Annotated in this window: 21 protein-coding genes; 3 read left to right on the top strand and 18 right to left on the bottom strand. The window is 35.1% G+C overall.

Annotated features, from left to right (window positions below):
* Positions 1–81 precede the first annotated feature (81 nt).
* Together BHU33_RS03215 and BHU33_RS03210 are read right to left on the bottom strand one after the other, a co-directional pair.
* A complete protein-coding gene (locus tag BHU33_RS03215; protein WP_054646063.1) occupies positions 82–801 on the bottom strand; it encodes a DsbA family oxidoreductase in 720 nt (239 codons plus the stop codon).
* Between the two features lie 80 nt (positions 802–881).
* Positions 882–1,853 (bottom strand): quinone oxidoreductase family protein, encoded by a 972-nt coding sequence (locus BHU33_RS03210; RefSeq protein ID WP_225355257.1) that lies wholly within the window; start codon positions 1,851–1,853, stop codon positions 882–884.
* A gap of 175 nt (positions 1,854–2,028) precedes the next feature.
* Here BHU33_RS03210 and BHU33_RS03205 point away from each other — a divergent pair, with 175 nt between their 5' ends.
* Positions 2,029–2,817, top strand: a complete 789-nt coding sequence (locus BHU33_RS03205; RefSeq protein WP_054646064.1) for a hypothetical protein — start codon at positions 2,029–2,031, stop codon at positions 2,815–2,817.
* Positions 2,818–2,855: 38 nt separating this feature from the next.
* Here BHU33_RS03205 and BHU33_RS03200 read toward each other — a convergent pair whose 3' ends face one another.
* The 4 genes from BHU33_RS03200 to BHU33_RS03185 all read right to left on the bottom strand — a co-directional run bounded on the left by BHU33_RS03200 (position 2,856) and on the right by BHU33_RS03185 (position 8,160).
* On the bottom strand, positions 2,856–3,236 hold the full coding sequence (locus BHU33_RS03200) for a hypothetical protein (RefSeq protein WP_065868668.1): 381 nt from the start codon (positions 3,234–3,236) through the stop codon (positions 2,856–2,858).
* A gap of 23 nt (positions 3,237–3,259) precedes the next feature.
* On the bottom strand, positions 3,260–4,558 hold the full coding sequence (locus tag BHU33_RS03195; RefSeq protein ID WP_054646066.1) for a Y-family DNA polymerase: 1,299 nt from the start codon (positions 4,556–4,558) through the stop codon (positions 3,260–3,262).
* Positions 4,559–4,686: 128 nt separating this feature from the next.
* The gene (locus tag BHU33_RS03190; RefSeq protein WP_056997734.1) at positions 4,687–6,954 is read right to left on the bottom strand and encodes an ATP-binding cassette domain-containing protein; all 2,268 of its coding nucleotides are present in this window, start codon (positions 6,952–6,954) and stop codon (positions 4,687–4,689) included.
* A gap of 15 nt (positions 6,955–6,969) precedes the next feature.
* The gene (locus BHU33_RS03185; RefSeq protein ID WP_056997735.1) at positions 6,970–8,160 is read right to left on the bottom strand and encodes an MDR family MFS transporter; all 1,191 of its coding nucleotides are present in this window, start codon (positions 8,158–8,160) and stop codon (positions 6,970–6,972) included.
* Between the two features lie 164 nt (positions 8,161–8,324).
* Between BHU33_RS03185 and BHU33_RS03180 the strand changes: the two genes are divergently transcribed.
* On the top strand, positions 8,325–9,164 hold the full coding sequence (locus BHU33_RS03180; protein WP_054646067.1) for a DegV family protein: 840 nt from the start codon (positions 8,325–8,327) through the stop codon (positions 9,162–9,164).
* A gap of 246 nt (positions 9,165–9,410) precedes the next feature.
* Here the strand turns inward: BHU33_RS03180 and BHU33_RS03175 are convergent, their stop codons facing one another.
* The 11 genes from BHU33_RS03175 to BHU33_RS07745 all read right to left on the bottom strand — a co-directional run bounded on the left by BHU33_RS03175 (position 9,411) and on the right by BHU33_RS07745 (position 22,550).
* Complete coding sequence (locus BHU33_RS03175; protein ID WP_082383545.1) at positions 9,411–11,078, bottom strand: LPXTG cell wall anchor domain-containing protein; 1,668 nt, start codon at positions 11,076–11,078, stop codon at positions 9,411–9,413.
* Positions 11,032–12,573 (bottom strand): lectin-like domain-containing protein, encoded by a 1,542-nt coding sequence (locus tag BHU33_RS03170; RefSeq protein ID WP_054646070.1) that lies wholly within the window; start codon positions 12,571–12,573, stop codon positions 11,032–11,034. Before BHU33_RS03170 ends, BHU33_RS03175 begins: the two co-directional genes overlap by 47 nt.
* Positions 12,574–12,645: 72 nt before the next feature.
* Positions 12,646–13,500, bottom strand: coding sequence for a hypothetical protein (locus BHU33_RS03165; RefSeq protein ID WP_054646071.1), 855 nt, complete (start codon positions 13,498–13,500; stop codon positions 12,646–12,648).
* A complete protein-coding gene (locus BHU33_RS03160) occupies positions 13,478–14,938 on the bottom strand; it encodes a glycosyltransferase (protein WP_054646072.1) in 1,461 nt (486 codons plus the stop codon). Before BHU33_RS03160 ends, BHU33_RS03165 begins: the two co-directional genes overlap by 23 nt.
* Positions 14,939–14,945: 7 nt before the next feature.
* Positions 14,946–15,716: an accessory Sec system protein Asp3 gene (locus BHU33_RS03155; protein WP_054646073.1), complete on the bottom strand. Its 771-nt coding sequence runs from the start codon at positions 15,714–15,716 to the stop codon at positions 14,946–14,948.
* Complete coding sequence (gene asp2, locus BHU33_RS03150; protein WP_054646074.1) at positions 15,717–17,318, bottom strand: accessory Sec system protein Asp2; 1,602 nt, start codon at positions 17,316–17,318, stop codon at positions 15,717–15,719.
* Complete coding sequence (gene asp1 / locus BHU33_RS03145) at positions 17,311–18,306, bottom strand: accessory Sec system glycosyltransferase Asp1 (protein ID WP_318529184.1); 996 nt, start codon at positions 18,304–18,306, stop codon at positions 17,311–17,313. The genes asp2 and asp1 (BHU33_RS03145) overlap by 8 nt, the downstream gene beginning before the upstream one ends.
* Positions 18,307–18,314: 8 nt before the next feature.
* Positions 18,315–18,911 carry an accessory Sec system glycosyltransferase Asp1 gene (asp1, locus tag BHU33_RS03140; RefSeq protein ID WP_054646076.1) on the bottom strand — a complete coding sequence of 199 codons (597 nt, stop codon included), beginning with the start codon at positions 18,909–18,911 and terminating at the stop codon, positions 18,315–18,317.
* A 12-nt stretch (positions 18,912–18,923) separates the two neighbouring features.
* Positions 18,924–20,162, bottom strand: coding sequence for a hypothetical protein (locus BHU33_RS03135; RefSeq protein ID WP_054646077.1), 1,239 nt, complete (start codon positions 20,160–20,162; stop codon positions 18,924–18,926).
* Between the two features lie 23 nt (positions 20,163–20,185).
* Positions 20,186–22,018: a preprotein translocase subunit SecA gene (locus BHU33_RS03130; RefSeq protein WP_318529182.1), complete on the bottom strand. Its 1,833-nt coding sequence runs from the start codon at positions 22,016–22,018 to the stop codon at positions 20,186–20,188.
* 49 nt (positions 22,019–22,067) lie between these two features.
* Positions 22,068–22,550, bottom strand: coding sequence for a hypothetical protein (locus BHU33_RS07745; protein WP_318529181.1), 483 nt, complete (start codon positions 22,548–22,550; stop codon positions 22,068–22,070).
* A 63-nt stretch (positions 22,551–22,613) separates the two neighbouring features.
* Here BHU33_RS07745 and BHU33_RS03125 point away from each other — a divergent pair, with 63 nt between their 5' ends.
* Positions 22,614–22,793, top strand: coding sequence for a hypothetical protein (locus tag BHU33_RS03125; protein WP_054646078.1), 180 nt, complete (start codon positions 22,614–22,616; stop codon positions 22,791–22,793).
* A gap of 764 nt (positions 22,794–23,557) precedes the next feature.
* On the opposite strand, the gene BHU33_RS03120 is transcribed toward BHU33_RS03125, so the two are convergent.
* Complete coding sequence (locus BHU33_RS03120; protein ID WP_103433993.1) at positions 23,558–24,355, bottom strand: LysM peptidoglycan-binding domain-containing protein; 798 nt, start codon at positions 24,353–24,355, stop codon at positions 23,558–23,560.
* Positions 24,356–24,400 lie beyond the last annotated feature (45 nt).

The following is a 24,400-nucleotide window of genomic DNA, read 5'->3' as shown; positions in this document are numbered from 1 at the left end:
AAAAATCCTTAACTACTGGTGGTAGTTAAGGATTTTATGTTATATCATGATTATCTAGTGAAAATTAATGCAACTATAAATCTAAATCGAACAACCATCGCCATCGCAGCTCTTACCTTGACCAGCTTGATCTAAAGGTTGAGGTTTAATATTTTGCTGTTCATCATAAACTTGGTTAAGGGCTTGTTCAAATAATTCAACTGGCTGAGCACCTGAAATCGTATATTTATCATTAATTAGATAAAAAGGAACTCCAGTAATACCAAGTTGGTGTGCTCTTGCTTCGTCTGCTCGAACTGCATCGCCATATTCATCAGAACTCAATACCTTATCAATCTCATCTGTATTAGTAAGTCCGACTGCTTGTGCATGACGTTTTAAAACATCTGGATCAGACACATCTTCACCTTCGCTTAAATAAGCAGTCTTTAGATTCTTATCCAATGCCAAATCAAGATTAAACTTCTGAGCATAATGAATTAAGCGATGCGCCATAAAGGTATTCGTAGGTTTAGCTTGTTTCCAGTCAAAATTCAAACCGACTTGTTTTAAACTAGCTGCCAATTTTTCTTGACTCGCTGCTGCTTGTTCTTCCGGAACATGATACTTATGTGCTACCATTTGTACCAGAGTATCATCTCCAGGCTGATACTTAGGAGCATTAGGATCTAGTTCAAAGGAATGCAAATGTAACTCAACATCCTGTTCGTGATGCGTCTTTTTAATCGCGGCTTCTAAACGTGCTGCACCAAGATAACAAAAAGGACAAATTACATCTGACCAAATATCAATTTTAACCATAACTCCACACTTTCTATTTACTTATTTAAAGTTAGTATATAATTATAGCTCTTTTCAAAAGTAGGACGCAATTTATTAGCTTATTTTTTCATGGTATAAACGGTTCTTTGCGAATTATCTAGCCAATTTTTTTCGTTCAATTCACTTAATGGAACCTCTTTAGGCTTGATGGTTAATTCACCATGAGCAATCAACTCAGCTAATTTTTTAAATTGGGTTGCATAAGCTGTGTTTGAAAAACTGCCTAAGCCACTTCCAACTAACAAAAGATTAATCGAACGTAAAACCGCTCCTGGCAAATCTAAACTGCGTCCTGCCATATTTCCAATCTCAATCCAAGTTAACTCTTTACTATGATCAAATCGTGCTGGCAAAATATTTTGCAAATAATTTTGGGTAACATCACCCCACAAATAATCTAAAACTACATCGACATTAGCTGTTTTTAATAATGCAGGCTTTAATATTTCGGGATCGTCCAATAAAGAAATAACTTTTGTAGCACCAAGCTTTTTAACATCTGCTAATTTTTCTCGATTTCTCCCTACTCCAATAATTTGCTTGGAACCTAAATGCTTAGCAATTTGTACCGCCATCTTACCTGCTTCGCCAGTTACACCCATAATTAGAACATCTTTACCGGTTAAATCACCAACTCGTAAAACTAATGCCATCCATGACGACATTGCTGGATTCATTCCAGCTGCTACTTTAACCATCTGCTGATGTGTAATATTACTAGGCAATGCTACAATTTGATTAGTAGGTGCTGCAGTTTGCTCGGCAATAGAACCGTGTTTACCGTCAAAATTAAAAAAGTAGACTGGGTTGCCATCAGTCAAACGACCAACTCCATCGACACCTGGAATAAAGGGAAACTTAGTTGTACTAGAATAGTGTGATCCGTTTGCCCGTCCCCGAACCAAGTTATAAACAGCTGTAGCTTCAACATTAATTAATTTTTCATTAGCTGCTGGTGTTGGTGCTGTGAAATTAGTTAGTTTTGGATAATGATTAAAATCAGTTACCACAGCTGCTTTAATCTCTGTCATAAAATATCTCCATTTCTTTTGGTTAATTCATTAATAAAAAATTATACCCTGATTTTCTTATAATAATATAAAAATTATCGATTTATGTTCGTCATTTAATGAAAGTTTTCAACATGTGAGAGATAATGTTATTATATATATCTAACACATAAATTAATTAAAGGAGCACTAATAAATGAACAACGAAACAGTTGGAAGCCGAACTGGAAATAATGTCGGTAAAGTAATCGTCAACGTGGTTGATAAAAACGGTCAAATATTAACTCCACCAGAAGAATATCAGGGAATGCCAGGAACTGCTTTTTACATTGATGTTCCTGATTTAAATGGATACATAGTTCAAGGATTAAGTGGCGATTCAACCACGCTTAGTTATCTAACTGATGCTTCTTTTAAAAGAAATGTCAGTTACCCAGCTAATTTGGGAAGTGTAGTTGCAGTATCTCCTAACGGTACCGCTGCTGGAACATTTGGCAGAGGAACATTAACTTATAATCTAGTTTATGCTCCTTATGTCCAAGCACAGCCGATTAATCCTAATCCTGTCCAACAACAACAAACTCAATACCAAGCTGCCGCTGCTCCTCGTAAACAAAAACATCACTGGTTTCGTTGGATCGTTATCATTCTTTTAATAATTATCATCTTGAGTGTCTGGGGATTATATAACGCTGGTAAAAATGCGCAACAACAAGTTAAACAAAATCCAGTTGTTGTGAAAAACTATAATACTAAACCTAGTAATAATAATGGCAATAGTAATTCTAGTAATGGTAATAACGATAGCAATAGTAATAATTCGGATAATCAACAAGCACAACATGCCATTGACAATGCTAAACAACAAATTGAACAACATATTGACCAAAATAATAGCAATATGCTGCAACAAATCACTGCTGCCATTCAAGATGGTTTCAGTATGATTACTGCACGAATTCAAGCTTTCTTTCAAGGATTCTAAATTTATCAATTAAGTCGTCACATTTGAACATTATTTGTTCAAATTGGGCGGCTTTTTTTATCGACTAATGCAACACTGACAATCATAGAAGTTAATAGCAAACGATTGTCAAGTCGCAAAAAATTGCCATCTAGTCCAGTAATCTTGCCTACTAAATCATTAATTTTCAACTCCCCATCGCGATATTCACAAATTTGCACGCAAACCTGCTGTTGTTTAGTCATTGCCCGACTGACTACCTCACTAATTGCTGTCGCATTCATTTGTTCATGTAACTGCCGAGTTTTATTTTCGTGGCGTCGTTTTCTAATTACATTAATCCGTTGCGTATGATCCGACAAAAAATATCCCTGCCACTTTTTTAATCCCCGATCATGATAATCATGTTTAAAAAATGCTGCCACAGCTTTCTCTTCCAACAAAATCCCTTCTTTGCTAATCACTATTCATAACTATTTCCACCTCGATGACCACCAACTAATCCGGCCCTCTGGATGGCAGTTGCACCACTCTCTAAACTATCAGCGTAAACTAATGATGTTGTTCCGAACTTCTGGATAATCTGATCTTTGACTTGGTTCAGCCGATTACGTTTGATAATGGCTTTATTATCCACGAATAAATTCAACTGGTTGCCACACTTGGGACGTAACTTCCCATAATCAATCATCACGTTTCGAATCGTTTCACCATGCCAATATTCACGAAACATTTTTACCAATCGATTAGCAATCAATAATCCATCATCTGTAGCTTCTATCTTCATGGAATGAGCAAATCCACGTGCACCGCTTTTTTCTTTTTGAGCAAAGGAAAAACCAATCGCCAAACTAATCCATGACGTTTGCAATCCATGAAAACGAATCCGCAATGCCACTTGTTCAGCCATTTCTTTAATCATGACTTCACTCTCTGCCTGCTTAAAATAATCGCGTGGTAGCACTTGCCCGTTGCTGTAACTACGTTCTTGTGGTTTTAACTGCTGTTTCATGTTACTACGATCAATTCCCCAAGCAGTCGCAAATATCTGAGTTCCAATCACGCCTAATTTATCCTTCAATAAATATGGATTAGCATGGGCTATATCATTAACTGTATAAATTCCTAACGAGTTCAGTCGTAATTCCATGTGTTTTCCAATCCCACAAATATCAGTTAAATGTTTAATCGACCAGATTTTTTGCGGCACTGAATCGTAATGAATCTCGCCCATTAGTTCGTGATTGTGCTTTGCATAAATATCTAAGGCTAACTTCGCCTGCATCGGATTATCCCCAATTCCGACAGTTGTATATAATCCAAGGCGATTTCGTACAGTTAGCTGAATTTTTCGAGCAACTTCCCGAACCGACTTCCCAAATAGCTTCCACGAATGGGTCATATCAATCAACGATTCATCAATTGAATAGGGCAGAATATCTTTTTCAGCTGCAAATTCAGCAAAAATTTGATTAATCTGTAAATTGCGTTTTATGTATAAATTCATCCGGGGTGGGACAATCAGCAAGCGTTTATCTTTTGGTAAATCATATTGACGAGTAACATTACTAATTCCAAATAACTCTTTAGCTCGCGGCGAGGATGCCAAAACTAATCCCCCGCCTGTATTAGCTTGTTGCGACATCACCACTAAAATTGACTTCAGTGGATTTAATTTGCGTTCAACGCTCTCACAACTAGCATAAAACGACTTATTATCAATAAAGAAATACACTCCGTGCGGTTCATTTGAATAATCCATGCGTATCATCTCCGTTACCAAACATACGTTCGTATATAAGGAATGATACTATTATTCATATATTTTGTAAATATTAATTATCTAAAAAATGCCGTTTCCAGTTGGAAACGACATTTTTATAATTATTTTCAACGATTTTCTTTCATGTAATCAATTAAAGCGCGCCCAGTAAAGGAATCGAGCTCTTTTTCAGATCCTTCAGGAACACCACTATATAAGACATTTCCACCGTAGATTCCAGCACCTGGTCCCATATCAATTAACCAGTCTGACTGGCTAATGACCTCAAGATTATGTTCAACCAAAATCAAACTATCACCGTTCTTAACCATTCGGTGGAACAAATCAACTAACCGCTGCGTATCTTTCATATGCAATCCGGCCGTCGGTTCATCTAAGAAATAAGTCTGCGACTTTTCGCCTAACGTTTGTGCTAGTCGAAGTCGTTGCAATTCACCACCAGAAACCGTAGTTAATGCTTGGTCTAGACCTAAATAACCTAATCCAACTTCGCGCATCCGTTCTAATGGTTGAGCAATATCAGGTTCGTCTGAGAAGAATTTTTGAGCGTCATCGACTGAAAGTGCCAACACATCAGCAATATCCTTGCCATTATATTTATACTGCAAAGCTTCTTGACTATAGCGTTTACCACCACACAGCTCACAAACTTGTTCAACCGGATCCATGAAAGCCATATCAGTAATCGTGACACCCTTTCCTTTACAACGAGGACAGGCACCTTTGCCATTATAACTGAAGAGCTGCGTTGAAACATCGTTTTGCTTTGCAAATAAACGACGAATTGGATTTAAAATACCCAAATATGTGACTGGAGTAGATCGGATGCTAATCCCAGCCTGTTTTTGTGTCAAATCAACATAATTACCATTCATCTTGTTTTTCAAAGCTGTTGCTAGCGAACTTTTACCGGAACCAGCAACTCCGGAAAAGACCGTCATAATTCCCATTGGAACTTTAACACTTACATCTTGAATATTATGCAGGTTAACGTGTTCCAACGAGATAAATTTCTTAGGTTGCTTAGGTTTAGCAAAGAAATGCTTTTTACGCAGCCATTCACCAGTTAACGTATCAGAATCCTTTAGTGCGGGGAAAGTACCTTGGAAAGTGATTTTACCACCCTCAGAACCAGATTTGGGACCAACTTCTACCACATGGTCGGCAATTGAAAAGATTTCAGGATTATGATCAACCACAAAAATAGTATTTCCTTTTTCTTTTAAACTAATCAAAGCTTTTTTGATTAATTGAATATCATGAGGATGTAGTCCCACACTGGGTTCGTCAAAGACATACAAAATGTCTGACAATGCATTCGTTAAATGCTTGGCAATCTTAATTCGTTGCACTTCTCCCCCAGATAACGTGCTGGTTGTTCGATCCAAAGTCAAATAGCCTAAACCAATGTCAACTAATGGCTGAATCTTAGTTTCCAAACTTCGAACAATCTCATCACCTAATCTGTCAGTAATGGACTCTAAGAAATCTAAAAATTGAACTAGGTTCATCTTCGAAGCTTGATCAATATTAACATCCTTGATTTTGACACTTAAAGCACGTTGGTTAAGACGGGCACCGTGACAAACGGGACATTCACGTTGTGAAAAAACTTCTTCAATGGCTGCTTTATGATGTTTTCCTTCAGAACTATGCAAAATTGAACGAACAATTCGTGTAACTACTCCTTCATAATCAGAACTCTTAAATTCTTTTGGTGAATGTGGAAATGGTTGTTTGGGAGCATGCATCAATAATTCATATTCTTCCGGGGTATAATCTTTAATTAACTTGTCATTATCAAATAAGCCAGAATCTCCATATCTACGCCAACGCCAGCTTTTTGGTTTGAAACTAACAAAGGTTAAGGCTCCGGTATTTAATGATTTATTAGGATCAACTAATTTACTTTCATCAATGTCATCTACATAGCCTAAACCTTGACAATGCGGACACATTCCTTGGGGTAAATTAAATGAAAAAACTTCAGAATATCCAACGAAACGATCCCCAATTCGTGAAAAAAGCAATCGCAGCAGCGAATAAACTCCAGTATATGTTGCAAGCGTTGACCGAGAATTTCCAATCAGCTGCTTTTGTTCAATCGCGATGGCAACTGGGAGATTTTTAATATCGCCCACATCCGGCTGACCGTATTTAGGTAAGTACTGCTGACTAAAACTAGGGAAGGTTTCATTTAGTTCCCGTCGTGACATAGCTGCAATTGTATCGAATACCAATGATGATTTACCAGAACCTGATTCACCTAAAAAAACGGTGATTTCATGTTTGGGTAATTTGATGTCCACGTGTTTCAAGTTATTTTGGTGTGCATCTGCGACTTCAATCTGATTGCGATAATAATTATCTTCCATTTTAAAAACTCCTTGCTAATCCTGTGCCAAAAATTTCTTGCGATTCTCAATCATTACTGCTGCCATGGAAAGAAGGATTAAAGAACCGGAAACTGCAAATAAAATCGGATAGTTAAACCATTCAACCATAATACCACCAAATAATGGTCCAACTGCTCGGCCAAACGACATAAAAATATTGAACATTCCTTGATATTTACCCTTTTGCTTGGCATCAGCCAAACTATCAATCCAGGCAGGAATTGCTGGCAAACCATTCATCTCGCCAAAAGTTAAAATCACCATAATAATAATAAATGATACATATTGTTTGGCCCAAATCAACATAAAAAAGGTCAAGGCAAACACAACAACTCCAAAACTAATCTGCCGTACCATTTTAAAATTGGTCCCAATTCGATTAATGATTGGCTGTCCAAAGACAATCAACAACCCATTGATAGGCCAAATCATACTATATTTTTCAAAAGAAATATAGAGCTGTCCCATATGAACTGGCATTACACTTTCCCACAATGTGTAACTCATATAAATAAAAAATACCATGGTACAGATTAACCAGATCAGCTTTGGATTGGCAGGCTTTTGCGGGCCCATATCTACATCGCTCTGACTATTTTGGTTAATCGTAGATTGTGATTTTTGAAAATCTACATTAAACTCAAAAATAGTCATTATTAATAGAATAACGTAAAATGATGTGGCAACTGTGAAAACTGTGGAAATTCCAAATTTTAACAAATAGCCCACTGCTGCTGTTCCAATCACAACTCCCAAATTGATACCAATATAAAGAGAATTAAAGACATGACGAGTGCTAGTAGACTGAACTTTGGAAGCATATGAATTCAACAAGGTCAGACTAGATCCCTCTCCTAATCCGTAAATAAAGAGCATGATGGCAAATATCGGCCAGCCATGTGAAAATATTAAAACCACTAAAGCTATTAGCGAAATAAAGATACTAATCAGTGCTGTTTTATACGGAGACCAACGATCAAATAAAATCCCGCCAAGATAGTTTCCTAAAACCATAAAACACGACATGATAAATAACACAATTCCTGCAACTGTTAGTGACTCATGTAAAGTATCATGCATGTAGACAGTTGTTAACGGCCACATCAGCGATGCTCCGGAATTTAGTAATAGTGAATATACTAAAACCGCAGTCAAACTGATTTCCGAACGTTTTTTCAATTTCAATCAATCATCTCCTAAAGTAATATACTTCGATACTTTCATTTTCGCACAATTAATCCCTTTTAAAAAGATAATTGTGTCAACCATTAGTATTAATCTCAGTCAGTTTCTACTATAATCAATGTATACATAATCGACTAACTTAATTAACTGAAAGGACCCAAATTATGATTCATATTGTTACAGATTCAACCGCGCAATTAACTCCAGAAGAAATCAAAGAAAATGACGTTCATATTGTCCCACTTCAAATCACTTTTGAAGGAAAGACTTACAAAGACAACGTTGATATTACTAGACAACAATTTTCTGAAATGTTAAGTGATGATGAAACCGAATTTCCCCAAACTAGTCAGCCTTCTTTAGGACAATTTATCAAAACCTACGAAGATATTTTAAAAGATGATCCAAACGGATCGATTATCTCAATTCATCTTTCTCATATTTTGAGCGGAACCGTTGAAACAGCTAATACAGCTGCCCAACAAGTTGAAGGAGATATTCGAGTTATTGATAGTCAATCAACTGACCGTGGACTAGCTTTTGAAATTTTAAAAGCTGGAGAATTAATTAAAGCTGGTAAAAACTTGGATGAAGTTGAAGAAGATGTAAAAGCATTTATTCCACAAATTACTCTCTACGTCTTTGTTAACAGTCTAGACTATTTAGTGAAAGGTGGGCGTGCCAATCGTGCAGTAGGTTTTATTTCATCTTTAATCAAACTGAAACCAGTTTTACAAATGAAAGATGATAAATTAGTTTTTGCAGCTAAATGTCGTGGTTCAAAAAAACTAACTAAATTTATAGATGAGATTACTGATCAATTAATTGCTGACAAATCAGTCAAACGTGTTGGTTTATCCTATGTTGATTCAGATAAAGATGTGAAAGAAATTGCTGCTAAAATTAATAAAGAACGTCCAGATATTCAAGTTCTAGTTCGTTTAACCAGTCCAATTATTATGACCCATGTTGGTCCTGGTGGATTTGCAATTATTTACGAATAAAAATAGAATTAAATTCTATTTTTGTAAGTTAATAACAAAATAAATAGATCGAATTCAGAAATGAATTCGATCTATTTTTAATTGGTTTAAAATTAAAGCATAATTAAATGAAATATCATTTTACATTTATAACAATATAACTGTACAAATATAAATTATTTAAAATATATAAAGCAAAAAGCGTCTGAATTCATAAAGAATTCAGACGCTTTTGTAAATCAATAAAATACTACTTATTTATCAATATTATTTATCTTCCTTTTTCTTTCTTAGTCTTCCTAGGCCTAAGAGAGCCATGATTGAAATAATCATAGAACCAATAGAACTCATAAATCCAGTTGATGAATCTTGTCCAGTTTGTGGTAAATTAGTCTTTTGATTCTTAGCAGACTTGTTAGAACTTGTTGAGTTCAATTCATTACCATTTGCTGATGAATTTTGAGCTGATTGAGTTGCAGAAGTATTTACTACTCCACTACTAGCAATAGTTGCAGAAGATTTTGATTCTGATTCGTTAGTGTTTGTACTAGTAGTATTTGAACTTAAATTACTAGTGGAAGCACTATCAGAAACAATAATTGAAGTTGAATCATTAGAACTTGAAGTACTCATTAATTCACTATTAGATAAACTCATAGAAGCTGAGGCACTAGCACTCGTGGAAGTTGAAGCTGAGAAACTAGTTGAAACGCTGGCACTCTTCGATGCATTGGAACTAGAAGCACTCGTTGAAGCACTATCACTAGCTTCGGAGTTACTTTCCGATTTTGCTGCCGAATTGCTAGTACTATCTGATGCTGATGCACTATCAGATACACTTGTGGAAGCTGACGCACTATCGCTGACAGAACTTGATTCACTGCTGCTTGTATCACTTTCACTAGCTTGTGATTCACTATCTGACTGTGATGCTCTACTAGTTGAAGCACTTGCTGATTCACTCTTCGAAGTACTTTCGCTATCTGAAATACTGGTTGAAGCACTAGCCGATTCAGTCGTTGATTCAGACCCATGGTCTGATGCTGACTTACTGCTTGAAGCACTGTCAGAGCTTGAAGCTGAAGTACTTGCTGATTCTGATCCACTATTTACAGTGGATTCACTATCACTTGTACTCTTGGCTTCAGATGAACTCGTTGAGGCTGAAGCTGATGAACTAGTTGAGCCATTACTGTCTTTTCCAGATGCTGAAGTACTTACTGAATCACTTGTACTCTTGGCTGCAGAATCACTAGCACTCGCACTCGTGGAAGCTGACTTGCTGGCACTTTCTGAATCTGTACCTGAGCCACTCATAGAAGCTGAGTCACTATCACTCTTCTTGGTAGAATCACTGATAGAGGTACTTATGGAAGCACTGTCGCTCGCACTCTTCGAGGCATTGGAGCTTGAAGTACTGGTTGAGGTGCTAGTTGAATCACTCGTTGAAGCACTATCACTAGCACTTGTAGAAGCATTAGAACTTGAAGCACTCGTTGATTCACTATCGCTAGCTGCCGAGTTACTTTCCGATTTCGCTGCTGAATTGCTAGTACTATCTGATGCTGATGCACTCTCAGATGCACTTGTGGAGGCTGAGTCACTATCGCTGACAGAACTTGATTCGCTATTGCTTGAATCACTTTCACTTGTACTTGTTGAAGCTGATTGAGAAGTACTTTGTGAGTTTGTTCCAGATCCACTTTCAGAGATTGAGTCACTTTCACTTTTATTCGTTGAAGCACTTATAGATGAACTAGTTGAGGTACTCTCACTAGAACTAGTAGAAGCGTCAGAATTAGATATACTACTTGAGGTACTATTTGAAGTACTTTCACTAGCACTATCTGATTCGTCAGAATTTGAAATACTAGTTGAAACACTGCCTTCAGAAGCACTTACTGAAAATGCTAAAGACTGATAAAGAAGTATCAACTATTTTACTCCATGTAAGTCCATTATATTCAATCGTCATTTCTCGATTTGTTACATTATAAGCAAGATGAAACGGTAATGTTTGCCATGGTTTGTTTAACCATTGAACACTATTTTGATCAAGAGTAGGATCACCTTTAGAATTAGTATTTACAAATCCACCATAAGGTTTATTAATGGTTCCATATCCTATTGGGTTTCCATTCGCATCAGCAGGTGGTTCATCAGGTTTATCTGCACCATTGTAATATCCATCCAACTTAAACCCAAAAGCATCTAAAAGACCTGCAATCCCAAGTCCTTGACCACTGTCTCCAAGTTCATCAATATTGCCGGGATGGAATGCAAATCCCATTCCATCTGCTCCTAAACCAAAATAAACTTCTCCATCTAATGTAAAACTTTGATTAACATTAATAGCAGTTTTTAATGAAAAGCTTCCAACTTGACCATTTTCAGCTTCAGTAATAGTGACCGTCCCAGTATCAGGGTCATATTTAGCACTACCATTAAGGTTAAAATAATCTAAAAAATTATCCTTATTGATGAGTGTTTCTCCAGTTTCAGGATCAACATTAGGATCAGAGTTAAATTGTTGAGGTTGAGCCGCAAAATTAGTAACAGCATTTTCCAATTGATTTTGTGAATCTTCACTAATTGAAGTTGATTGTTGTGCTGAAAGACTTTGTTGTATTTGTTCAGACATTGAAGATTGTTGTGATACTTGCAATTGACTGTCTGCTAATTGACTACTACTTTCACTAATTGAAGCATTTCTATCAGCATTGGAATCACTTTGAGTATTTGATTCATTATTAGATTGAGCAAACAAACGATTTTCAATTACTGAATCTGAGTGACTATCTTGATTTGATTTAGCAGAAGTACTGTTATTATCATCACTTAAATTATCACTATCAGCACTAGAAACACTTTGATTAGTTGAAATTGGTTGTTTAACTGCTGTATCAATTTTATCGATACTTGATTTACGAAATGACGTATTTCTGTCAGGAGCATCCGAGTCATTAAAAGATTCACTATCTAAATTTGATTTAACAAATTTGCTCTCTTCAACATTGTTATCTGTTTGTAAATCATTAGTTGATTTCCCATTATCGTGTTCACTAAAACTTTGAGATTGTGAGACTGACGTACTTTTAGAAGGAGCGACTTTATCTTCATCTGAAGAGTGTGAATCGGTACTTGTAGATGAATCACTAGTTGACTGAGAACTAGTTGATTCAGAGGTGGCAGGAATCGTTTCTTGTTGCTTATTTACCAATAAATTATTTTGATTCTCTGCTTGTTTTGCAATTTGTTGCGTGGCATCTGCTAATGTGGTCGGAGCACCTAAAAATAAACTGGCAACAATTCCAGTAACAGTTGCTGTTCCAGAAACAAGCCATTGTTTCCCGGCCTTATACATTCGATAACGAACTTTTTTGTTGTTTTCAAAAAGTGCTTCACGCCTTTTTTCATTAAATCTACTCATAAAATCCCTCCTTTTTTATATATAATCTATTGTCAGCTATCTCACTAAATAAAAATAAACAAGTGAAATAACTTAAATATCAATTATTTCTACTTTTTCAAGAGGCATATGCTTCATTTTCAAAGTATCATAATCAACTTGTGTAACTTGTACAGTTTGAATAGTAGATATACGGTCATACAATATATTTACAAGATTAGCTCTTACTTTTTGATTATCATCTAATGGGCTTTCACTTAAACGTAAAACATTATGCGACTTTGTTCCACGCAAAGAAGACAATTCAACTCCCATATAATAAATAATCACTGTATCTTGATCAGTTACCATACGCTTAACCTGATCATTGTAAAAGTCTGGCAAATTATCGTAATGTTCGATAACTTCTTGTGTTTTTGGATCTTCAACCGTAATGTAATTAATCACCCCCTCATAAAGGTAATAGCGAACAACGGGTCGTTGTTTTTGATCATAAAAGACCATTTCCAACATCTCGTTTTCAGCATAGAAAAGATTACTAAATAATGTTCCATCGAAAGCATATTCTTCAATATAATCTAGACTGCCATCTTCATTAGAATAACGAACATCTTGAACTGCTCGTCTAGTATTCGGATACAAATATTCTTTTCCAATCTCTTCGCAACGATCTAAAATCGAAATACTACCATCTCGATTTACAAAAATCTTTGACCAGGAAGGAACTGGAACATCATTAAAGAACCGATATTTTCCAAAATGATATTTTCGATGCGTCAAATGATCCAAAACGTTATATCCATTAACATTTGCTTCACCAAAATACGCTCCAATTTTAGGTGCAGAAACCAATGAAATGACATTTGGATTCTCACCATCTTTAAACTCAGATTTGATTTTTTTCCATTGATTATCAGAAACAACGTTATTTACTAGTACGTAATCCATCCAACAGCATCCTCCATTTCTTAGCGATAATATGATCTTGGAAATCAGCTACTGACTCAGCAGTATAATCTTGTATCTTATGATAATTACCAGATAACAGTTTATTCATAGCAGTCTCAATTTGTTTTACATTGTATTTGTCATCACCACGATGTAAATCTGCAAGATAGCCATTTACACCATCATGAACTAATTCTTGTGCTCCAAAACGAGCATTAAAAGTAATGACTGGCAAGCCAGAATTCAAAGCTTCAATATAAGTCAGCCCAAATCCTTCTGAAAATGAAGTTGAAACAAATGCATCATATTCAGGGTAAACATGCTCTAAATCATTTGAAAGGCCCTTGAGATGAATATAATTCTCTGCATGAACATCTTTAATGGTTTGTTCCAATTTGTTTTGTTCTTCTCCTTGACCATAAATATCAAACATAACTTCAATACCTTGATTATGAAGATTTGCGATGGCCTTAATTGCAATATCAATATGTTTTTCAGCTGCTAAACGTGATGCTGTAATAAAACGGAATGGTTTGTGTGGATTACGATTCTTCTGCTTAGCAATACCATCTCGCACACCACCAACAGGTATAGCAGTTACAATATCGTCGGCAGTTGGATCATCAACCAGCATATCCTCACGTTGTAATTTAGTTGCAGTAATGACTTTGTCAGCCTTATGTAAATCCTCCAATAAGAACTCATAATGGTCGTTCCATAATGGATACTTTTTATCATCCCGATTAGACAATTGGTCAGCATGCACGATGTAAATAATCTTTGAGTTAGGAATTCGATTCCGCATCAAAACATCATCTGCAAACTCTCCCCGATCAATAATAAAATTACTGTTACCACCGTATGCTTTATCAACTTGTTCAAAGAAATAACGATGTAATCCATGCAGATTACGGAAAAACATATGTTGTCCATTTTCATCAAAAAGATGAATGTTAACGATGTTTGCGCCGCGGTGTGTATCATTTTCAATTTCATACATCACTTTGCGTTCTCCGGTTGATGACTTAAACAATTCAACCCGTGAGATCCCAACTTGTAAAACTTTGTTATCGGGATGTTGTTTGTCTGGGCCTTTATAAAAATGTTGCACAACCCGCATACCAGAATCAGTAACAAATTCACGCTTCCGGTTAGTATTCGTAGAATCAACTATCATAGTACCTTTATTAGGATTGATTCTATTAACAAGCCCTGTTTTTAGATAATTACCGCCTAAAACAAAATATTCCCATATATTTAAGACCTCATTGTCTTTCAATCCCCAGCGGTCCATAGCTTGATGTAATTCAGGAACTAAATTTAAAAATAAAAATCTATATGGGATACTTTCTTGTTTAAAACGTCGTGCTCGATAGAATTCTGCATGTTCAACTCCGGAGTTTCCCATTCCCATTGCTTGATTGATGAAAAAATTCATAAAATCCCTACTTTCTTTTCAAATTCATATCTACAGAGTTAAGCAGATTTTGAGCCTTTAAATCATTGGCCATCCATTTAACTCGTTTCTGTTGAAATTGTTTTTGAAAATCATTACCAACATGTTGTAGCTGTTTTGAATTCCAGCTGTCATTAATCAAAACTACTCGAACAGGAACATTTAGCTTCCTCTCTGGAAGTTCAATGGCATCTATTATTCGATGAAAAGTACGTACCATGATTTCAACAGTATCTGTTTTATCCGTATTTCGTGGAATAAAATCAATAAATCCCTGTTCTAAATGAGATTTAATCTGATAATTTTCCAACATAGATTCAGGAATCGTTAATAATCCTCGGAAAAGAAGTTTAGTATTATTAAATTTTACCAGCGCAATTTCATATTCTTTTTCGTCATCATCCAAATCAAAATTAAGTTCCGATTCTAACGTCATCTTTTGATTTAACAGCTGTCCACTTTCATCAAAACTCATTACAGTTAGACCAACTGAGTTTTCAGGCTCTGCTGATCCACTAAAAGAAAGCGAAAATGTTTGATTTCTTGGCAGTTGTGGCAATCTTTTACTTCCATACCGAGTATCATTAAGTGGATCCGGATCACCATAATAATGTGTTTCCCACCAATGAATTTTTTTCCCAGCCGGCTGAAGTTCATTTTGATAGTGAACAGTTCCATTATTTTGATAATTAATCTGCGAACCATAAGTATCAGTATTGGTATCATCTGAGTCCCAATGCAAAACGTACATTGTTTCCATTTATTTTTTCTTCCTCTTCTTTTTCTTGGGAGGGCGTTTTCGACCATATTGTTCTAGTAGATGCCAATAATGACGCTGAAACCAAGCAACCACCTGACCAGTCTGGTCATTATGACGACCTTCAAATCCTTTTGCTAATAGCTTTCCAGTTGGATTTAAAATTTCAAAACGTTTACGGATTCCTTGATAAGCATCACGATTATAGTCATCTTGAAACATATAGGCGATTGCTAACGTAGTCTGACTCAATGAGCCATTTTCTAAATTAGACCAAAATCGATAATCTAATTTTTGACTCGAATTTTCAGACAAATCGTTTTCAAAATAAAGCTGTATATCTTCACTAGTGCGAAAATCATTTGGTCGTTTAACTCGTCCATTTTGAGCAATTGTTCCTATTTCCGCTAACGGCTTCCCAACTACGATTCCACTAGGATTTAGTTTGGCACCATAATACAAAGCTCCAAAGGTTCCCATTGACATCCCAGATAAGATTAAATCGTTATCTTTAAAATGTAATTTTTTTAAGGTGTCCTTGATAACTTGAATGATTTGCTTTTCAAATGCATCATCGCCAAGATAAAAAGCTCCACCTTCCAAACGCCAATCAGAAATCAAAAGAAATGGTGCCCCAAAATTTTGCATCATCCGGCGTCCTTCATAGCCCTCTTTAGTTCTATATCCAGCAAAATAAACATTAAGTGGCGGCTTTAAGTCACCAGCATCAAAATAAATACCGACATTCCCATGTAAATTTTCATCTGAAATCACTTGATCATTTGGCATCATTTCACCATATGGTCCTCGAGAACGCCGAACGTGAAGGTCCCCAACTTTAACAGTTCCTTGACCTTTCCCATAAATTAAAATTTGAAAAAAAGTTGATCTCTCATCGCTAGAAATGGCAAAACTTTTTTGGAGTTGTTTACCTTGTAAAAAAACGGATTGAATTAATTCATGAGTCTTAGCATCAATTTTTGTGATTTTCATTCCAATACTACTTTGTTCTCCTTCTTGATAATCAAGGGAAATCTTATCGCCCATCTTTTCAGGAATATAAGTAGAATTATTGGGAGTCATCAATAGTTTCCAATCATCACTTGGTTTTAACTCTAATTCGCGATAAACCTCTCCACGCTGCGATATCGATTTAACTGACTTTTTATTAATGTGCCATCCACGTGCATCTAATCGATAACCATCTGGATCATAGTAAAAATAATGTTGAATGTCACTCATCATTTGTTGTGGTTTGGTATCAGCATCAAAAAAAAATGCTCCCTTAAGCTCTAAAATATGTTTACTTTCATCGCTTAACTTTACAGCTGAATTAACTAACAACTCATTAGCCGGTAATTTTTTTAAAATATCTAAATCTTCGAACCAAGGAAATCCTTCATCTAGAATAAACACTGCATTTCGATATGCAGAATTTAACTTCCCGTTCGTTTTAAATAACGGTTTGTTGGCCACAAATTGTTGATGAAGGTCTGGCTGATCTGATTGATAGTATTGAAAATCGTCACTTAAATAATCAGAATAAGTCGTCCAATCTCGATCACCAAATTGAATTACTGGGGTTATAATCTTTGGTTTAGCCATCCGTCATCACCACCTTCCAGCGCTTTAATAGTTTATCTGGTTCATATTCTTCTATTAAACTAACACTATCAACTAATCCCTGATTCCAATGATGTAAATCCTGTAAAAAATAATTAACCTGTTCAAGCAATTGACCACTAGTGGTTTTTTGGAATCCATTACCACCTTGATTAACCAAATCAGTTACAGCAAAACTTATAATTGGAACTCCTGTCGAGATTGCTAAAATTTGTTTACGCAAATCCGCCTGAACCCCTTGATCAATAAAAAGTCGAATTTTACTAAAAATTTCATTGATATCGTCCTTCTCAGTTACAAACTTAATCCTAGAAAGAAAATTACCAACACGATAAAACTGATGAATTTGTTCACTCCCCAGAAATTCTGGCTCGTCTTCTAAATGTTCATCTAAATAATCTATCCATTCAGCTTCTGTACTAAATGATTGTGGTTTCCCAATCTCAAAATATTTTTGATAATCACTACCATCGGGATCAACGGTTGTGATACTTTTTATCCATTGTTTTGCTAAAGATTTAATCAAATTTTGTTGCGCTGTTGGCGCATCCATCAATAAAATTATTTTTTCATTTTTTAACACCATAGGAAGGATGTTCGTCAAGCTTTTTTCGATCGTTTCGTTAGACTGCTGTTTAAACTGCCAATAAACAATTTGATCTTCAAATTCATTACTAGCACCTAAATTAAAATCAGTCGGATAAGGCTCGATTGCAGTAGTATCAAGTTTTTTATGATGACTAGTTTCACTTTTTGTAAATTGCTTCTCTAAAATTTGACTAGGAAAAATCCATTTTACTTTTTGATTAGATGAAACTTTATCTCTAACTTTAGCTAATGAAACATCCTGATCTAATAAAGCAATTTTACGAACGGCAGGGAGTTGTAAGTAAAATTGATTTTGCAGATCAGCCCCCGAACGAAATGCCGCAATTGCAACTGAAGGAAGTTTGAATCTTTTCCTATAAATCTCTTCTATTAATTGATTAACATCAGCATAGCTATTTTTTTAAAAAACTTTCGAAAATGAGTGCTAATTGTTACCTTATTTTTAGCATTCATTTCTGCTACTGCTTCATGAAATGGAGTAAACCATTTCATTTTGCTCATTTCTTTTTCATGTGTAAGCCATTTAGATGTGCTAAGAAAACCTCGATCATCGTAATTATCAATTCGAATACAACCATCGTCTAAAAAGTGAGTCACTTGTTCAATTTCAATTTGATTATGAAGTTGTACTTCCATTTTTAACTTGTTATTTTGATATAACCATATTTGATTATTACCATTGTTAAAAATTGGTTCCGTACCATCTGAAAGCGAAAAATCATAAATAGTAAGTGGCAATCCGTTTCGATCCTTTACTTGTTGTATATCATCAAACGCATTCCAATAAGGGACATTTTGTAATCCCGTCTCCTGCAAATCACGATTCAAGGTATAAGACTGCTGTAAAAAAGCCAATTGAACATGTTGGTTATGATCACTTTGCAACATTTGTGCCAAAACTACTTCTGGCAAATCAGCCAGTGCTTTATCCTGACAATCTTTAAAGTTTGGAATAATTAAGCTCAATTACGTCCCTCCTTAAAAAATACGATAATGATTCTTACTGTAAAGTGCGCGAATTTGATCCCACAAAACCTGAATTAAAGTAACCAAGATAGCTACGCTTCCGATATAGAGAGTGTAATTGGCAATCCCTGGATATTTCAGACCAATTATCAAAGGAATGACTGCCATAATAACAAAACATAATCCTCCGAAGGTTGCCATCGTGAAAAAACGATCTAACAAATATTTACTATTATCTGAACCTGAGAAAACGCCAAAAATGTATTCATTATTTTCTTTCATTTGTTTAGTCAAACGTAATGGCTGTACTGTAATAAAACCGAATGCATACGTCAACAACATGATAATAATCCCATAATTAACAATTCCTAATCCTGTTTGCTGATTTGTCATAAGCAAAATAAATTTTCCTAATCCAGTCTGACTAAAATCGTAATTACCTTGAACTAAGTTTCTAGGCAACATAAATAATGTAGATGAAAACATAAATGGCATTGCAACAGCGATTAACAATTTAAATGGAAGATAGGATTTGCTGCCACTTCCTTCCATTAATGGCTTTTGTAGTGGAATACGAAGTTCGATTTGCAACAACATAACTAAAATTATAATGACTAGAATCATCACAATTCCAGCAATTATTAAATTAATTGCAGTTAACTTATAATCAAATGACCCCCAACCAACTTGTAAAGTTTTGGGCAATCCCATCAGCACTCCTGGCAAAATCATCATCGAAATACCGCCCAAACCTTTATCATTGTTTAGATTACCTAAAAACACTGTAAACATAGCTCCTGCGACTAATACTAAAACAGCGCCAAAACTAATTATTGAAGTTGGTACCTGTGTGTTCCCTATATAAATCGGTTCAAGAGCTGGTTGAACGTATTGTAAAACCGGATATCCTTGCAAAAACGCAATAATCAAAGTAATGAATTTTTGAATATATCCTGCTTGATTAATTGACATACGATTAACCGACTCTAAATCTAATGATGTCACCGCCTGCCAAACGATTAACCCAGTCATATATGGACCCAATCCAAGTGAGAAAAGGGTCGGCACACTTAATTGTCCACCTACTGCTACTCCTAAAAATTGTAAATAAGTTTGTTTCTCTAAAGCTACGTGAGCAACCGTTGGATCAATTCCAGGCAATGTAACTGCTTGTCCTAACAAAAGAATAGTCAAGAAAAATAGCATCCAGAGCGTTCGTGATAGTAATGTATGTGTTCGCAAAAATTTCATTTTAATTGGTAACTTCCTTTTCTTTATGGAAATTCAATATCTACAGTTCCATCGTCTTGGGGAATTACATCAGAATTAGTGATATTTTTCACTACTTGCAGAAAAATTGCATCTCGCATTCCTTGATAAGATTTTTGTGCTTCCTTTTGGAACTCAAAAATCGGATTAACCTGTGCAATTGAACGGCTCTTAGTAACCCGCATTAACATGTAAAGCTGATCTACTTGATCTACCCATCCTTGATCAACCGATCGCAAAGTTGCCAGTCTTTCAAAGTATAACCATTGATCTTTATGTGGCAGCTTTTTGTGCATTGCTTTTACCCGATTGTGCATCACCTGAAACAGTAAATTTTCTTGTTCTTTATTAGACAAACTGTTTAAATCTTGATCTGCATGAAATGCAGAATCAATATTTTGATAAATAAACTCTAAAAGTGAACTGTCAGGATTAGGTAATTTCTCTTTTTCATAAGCAAACTGATGTGCAACCTTTTTAAAACAAAGTTCAACTACTGGAGCTAAATTTTGAGATTGCATAATTAAGTTTCGTTCTCGATAAACACTATCACGCTGTAAACGAGAGATTTCACCATATTGCAGCGTATCAAATCTAGCGTTCCGTTCCTGGTTAGTCAAATTCTTTTGAGAAGCATCAATGGCATTACGAAAACGTCCCTTATTATTTAATTCCTGTTTTTTATTATCAGCGTTTCGATATGCAAACTTACGAACGTGTTTAGAAGCATTTTCTGTGACAACTTTATCTTCTAGTGAAACGTAGAAAACACTCTCACCAGGTGCTCCTTGTCGTCCAGCCCTTCCTCGCAATTGATTATCAATTCTACGATTCTGCATCCGTTCGGTTCCTAAAACCAACAATCCACCTAATTTTTCAACTTCTTTATCAATTTGAATGTCAGTTCCTCGACCAGCCATTGAAGTTGCTACAGTTACAGCACCAAGTTCACCAGCATGTTTAATAATGTCAGCTTCTTTAACCTCGCTTCTAGCATTCAACAAGCTATGAGGAATTCGCTCTTTTAACAATAAATTAGAATAAAGAACCGATAGTTCTAATGATCCCGTTTCAACCAAAACAGGTCGTCCCTGTTCATGAGCCTTTTTAACCACATCTAAAGTTGCCATTAATTTAGCTCGATTCCCAATAAATAGGTGGTCGGGTAAATCTTTTCTAATATTAGGTTTGTTAGTTGGAACTTTAAAAACTGATAAATTATAAACTTCCAAAAATTCCTTTTTATCAGTAGCAGCAGTCCCTGTCATTCCAGCCAATTGATGAAACATGCGAAACAAATTTTGATATGTAATTGTAGCCATGGTTCGTTGTTCAACTGAAATTGGTAATTGTTCTTTAGCTTCCAAAGCTTGATGCATCCCCGCCTGCATTTTCATTCCTGGGAGTTCACGTCCGTTTTCTGCATCAATTAAAACTATTTCATTATCTTTAACAATGTAATTTTGATCTCGATTCTGTATATAATTAGCCCTTAAAGCTAAGACCAAATGTCGATAAAGATCTTTCCATTCTTTTGAAAGTAGATTGTCGACATCTAAGTATTGCTCCATCTTTACAATTCCAACAGGAGTAAACCAGGCATTCTTTAAGTCATCACTAGTTTCATAATCAGTGTCTTTTTTTAATAATCTCACGACCTGATCGGCAGTTTGATAGTAATTTGACTGAACTCTTGGAACTCCAGAAATGACTAATGGGGTCTGAGCAGTATCTAATAATACTGAATCAGCTTCATCAATTAAGGCAAAATTCAAATCACGTAAATGCTGATCACTAATCGACTTAGCAAGGTTGTCGAATAAATAGTCAAATCCCAAAGTACTATTCGTGGTATAAACAATATCAGACCCATAAATTTCATCTAAATCACGATCTTCTGGCTTGCTGCCAAGTTCTGGTACTGCACTGGCCCACAGTTAGACCCAGCCAACGATATACTTTTCCCATATCTTTAGCATCTCGATCAGCTAAATATTCATTGGCTGTAATTAAAAAATTACCTGATCCTAATAATCCATGGAGATACATTGGCATAGTAGCAGTCAAAGTTTTTCCTTCACCAGTCTTCATTTCAACAATATTGCCATCTTCCATGTCAACAGCTCCTAATATCTGAACTGGAAAGGGTCGCATTCCTAAAACGCGCTCACAAGCTTCACATACAACTGCATATGCCTGAGGCAGAATACTTTTTAATTTTTGGGGATTATCACGAACAACTTTGCGTAATTGTTGAGTTTGTTGTTGTAACTCATCATCATTCATTTGATGATATTTAGGAGCTAATGATTGAATCTTTTTAACTGTCTGTTGATATTTTTGTTTTTGCAATAAGCTGATAAAAATCACCGCCTTTCCAAATAAATACTATTAATTGATTATTATTTTTATAAGATATATAATAAAAACATTATGAAAAAAAACAAAAAATTACTTGATAAAGATTTGGAAAAACGTTTCAAAAAATTAGATAGACAACATCCAAAGCCTGAAAAAACAAATATTAGAGATATTATCTTAAAAATTACTATTGGTTTAATTGCAATTATTTTGATTGGAATAATGCTTCTTCCCACAATAATTAATCATTAATATTAATTAAAAAAATTATAATTAGGCCATATATATAATTATATCATCAATATTTGTGATGTAAATAAATATTGTTTACATCTCTGAAGACCTTAAACGTTGTCACAGCAATGATAATCATCACTTTTGTAGAATAAAATCATAAATATCTTTTATACAAAATAATAAAACGAAACTAAATTAATTACTTTAAACACTAAACATCGTATTCAGTGACTTTAATTAGATAGCTGATTTTTCTAGTAAGTAATAGATTGGTGACATGGTTTTACATCATTACGATATTCATAAATACCAATTTTATAATTATATAAAATTACATCACTTTCAAAACTAATTTTTTACATATTTTATTTTCAAAATTTTATTTAAATTTGATTTTCACAAAACTTAATTTTTAATCACGTAAATAATAAAAACAATATAATATGATTTAAATGATATGAACCACTTGGGGTTGGAAAATAAATCTAGCTTGAGGGGTTTTTCTTATATCTAAAATTAAATATGAAATAAATCAATAGTTATAAAAGATTGCTTTGATGGTATTAGTTCAACTACAACATCCAAAAAATATAATATTTCAACATTTATAATATCTCGTTAGATAATACAGTCATAAAACCATTGTCATATTTATAGCGATAATTTTAGTTCAAAAAATTTGAATAAGGTTCAAAAAATTATTAAATACAAAAAGGCCGAGATGAATAAAATCCATCTCGGCCTTTCTATTATTAAACTTTATTGTTTAAAACTTAATCCTACCAGTAATTATGTGAGCTACGGTAAGCTACGGCATTAGCAACTGAACCATAACGACTAATTGCGTATTGACGTGCAACGGCTTCCTGGTTAGCTGGTGAGTAATCACCATTTAAGTATGATGATAATAATTGGTATTTACCAATGTATTGTCCATTACGAGCTTTGTAGTTGTTACCTGATTCAACGGCAGCAATTGAATCTAATGAGCCATCGTTGTTTGTAGCAGCTGAATTGTTAGTAGTAGTTGCTTTAGCAGGAGCAGCTGCTTGGGCTGGTTGTGCAACTGCTTGAGTTGTTTGTTGTTTTTGTACTGGCTGTTGAGTAGCAGCTGGTTTTACAGTTTGAACTGGTTGTGCTGCAGGTTTTGCAGCTGGTTGTGTTTGTTGTGCAGGTGCTGCAACTTGAGCTGGTTTAGCTGGTTGTGCTGCAGGAGTTGTTGTTGCTGGTTTTGCAGCTTGTTGTGCTTGAACTGGTTGTGTTTGTTGTGCAGGTGCTGCAACTGGTGCCTTAACAGTAGTAGGTGCAGTTTGAGCACTTGAAGCAGCTACTTGAACATCGCCATCGTTACCAATGATAAATGTTTCACCAGCATAAATTCTGTTAATGTCTTGAATTTTGTTAGCTTCTTGCAAGCTTTGGATTGAAACATTGTAAGTTTTGGCAATCTTTGAAAGAGTGTCACCTGATTGAACAGTTACTTTAGTAGAAGCGTTAGCACTGTTTGCTCCAGCAAATAAAACACCTAGTGATACAGCACTTAATGCAACGATAGACTTAAGACCTTTTGACTTCATATATATATTACTCTCCTTTTTGTTTTCTTCTTAATTATTTTATTT

The organism is Fructilactobacillus lindneri DSM 20690 = JCM 11027 (assembly GCF_002907375.1).
Lineage (GTDB): Bacteria > Bacillota > Bacilli > Lactobacillales > Lactobacillaceae > Fructilactobacillus > Fructilactobacillus lindneri.
The sequence above is the reverse complement of the archived record's forward strand: the minus strand, read 5'-3'. Positions and strand labels throughout refer to the sequence as shown.

Bases quoted from the DNA above. Each gene is read 5' to 3' on its own strand.
- BHU33_RS03215 (WP_054646063.1), bottom strand. From the start codon at position 801: ATGGTTAAAATTGATATTTGGTCAGATGTAATTTGTCCTTTTTGTTAT.
- BHU33_RS03210 (WP_225355257.1), bottom strand. From the start codon at position 1,853: ATGACAGAGATTAAAGCAGCTGTGGTAACTGATTTTAATCATTATCCA.
- BHU33_RS03205 (WP_054646064.1), top strand. From the start codon at position 2,029: ATGAACAACGAAACAGTTGGAAGCCGAACTGGAAATAATGTCGGTAAA.
- BHU33_RS03195 (WP_054646066.1), bottom strand. From the start codon at position 4,558: ATGGATTATTCAAATGAACCGCACGGAGTGTATTTCTTTATTGATAAT.
- BHU33_RS03190 (WP_056997734.1), bottom strand. From the start codon at position 6,954: ATGGAAGATAATTATTATCGCAATCAGATTGAAGTCGCAGATGCACAC.
- BHU33_RS03180 (WP_054646067.1), top strand. From the start codon at position 8,325: ATGATTCATATTGTTACAGATTCAACCGCGCAATTAACTCCAGAAGAA.
- BHU33_RS03170 (WP_054646070.1), bottom strand. From the start codon at position 12,573: ATGAGTAGATTTAATGAAAAAAGGCGTGAAGCACTTTTTGAAAACAAC.
- BHU33_RS03165 (WP_054646071.1), bottom strand. From the start codon at position 13,500: ATGGATTACGTACTAGTAAATAACGTTGTTTCTGATAATCAATGGAAA.
- BHU33_RS03160 (WP_054646072.1), bottom strand. From the start codon at position 14,938: ATGAATTTTTTCATCAATCAAGCAATGGGAATGGGAAACTCCGGAGTT.
- BHU33_RS03155 (WP_054646073.1), bottom strand. From the start codon at position 15,716: ATGGAAACAATGTACGTTTTGCATTGGGACTCAGATGATACCAATACT.
- asp2 (WP_054646074.1), bottom strand. From the start codon at position 17,318: ATGGCTAAACCAAAGATTATAACCCCAGTAATTCAATTTGGTGATCGA.
- BHU33_RS03135 (WP_054646077.1), bottom strand. From the start codon at position 20,162: ATGAAATTTTTGCGAACACATACATTACTATCACGAACGCTCTGGATG.
- BHU33_RS03125 (WP_054646078.1), top strand. From the start codon at position 22,614: ATGAAAAAAAACAAAAAATTACTTGATAAAGATTTGGAAAAACGTTTC.
- BHU33_RS03120 (WP_103433993.1), bottom strand. From the start codon at position 24,355: ATGAAGTCAAAAGGTCTTAAGTCTATCGTTGCATTAAGTGCTGTATCA.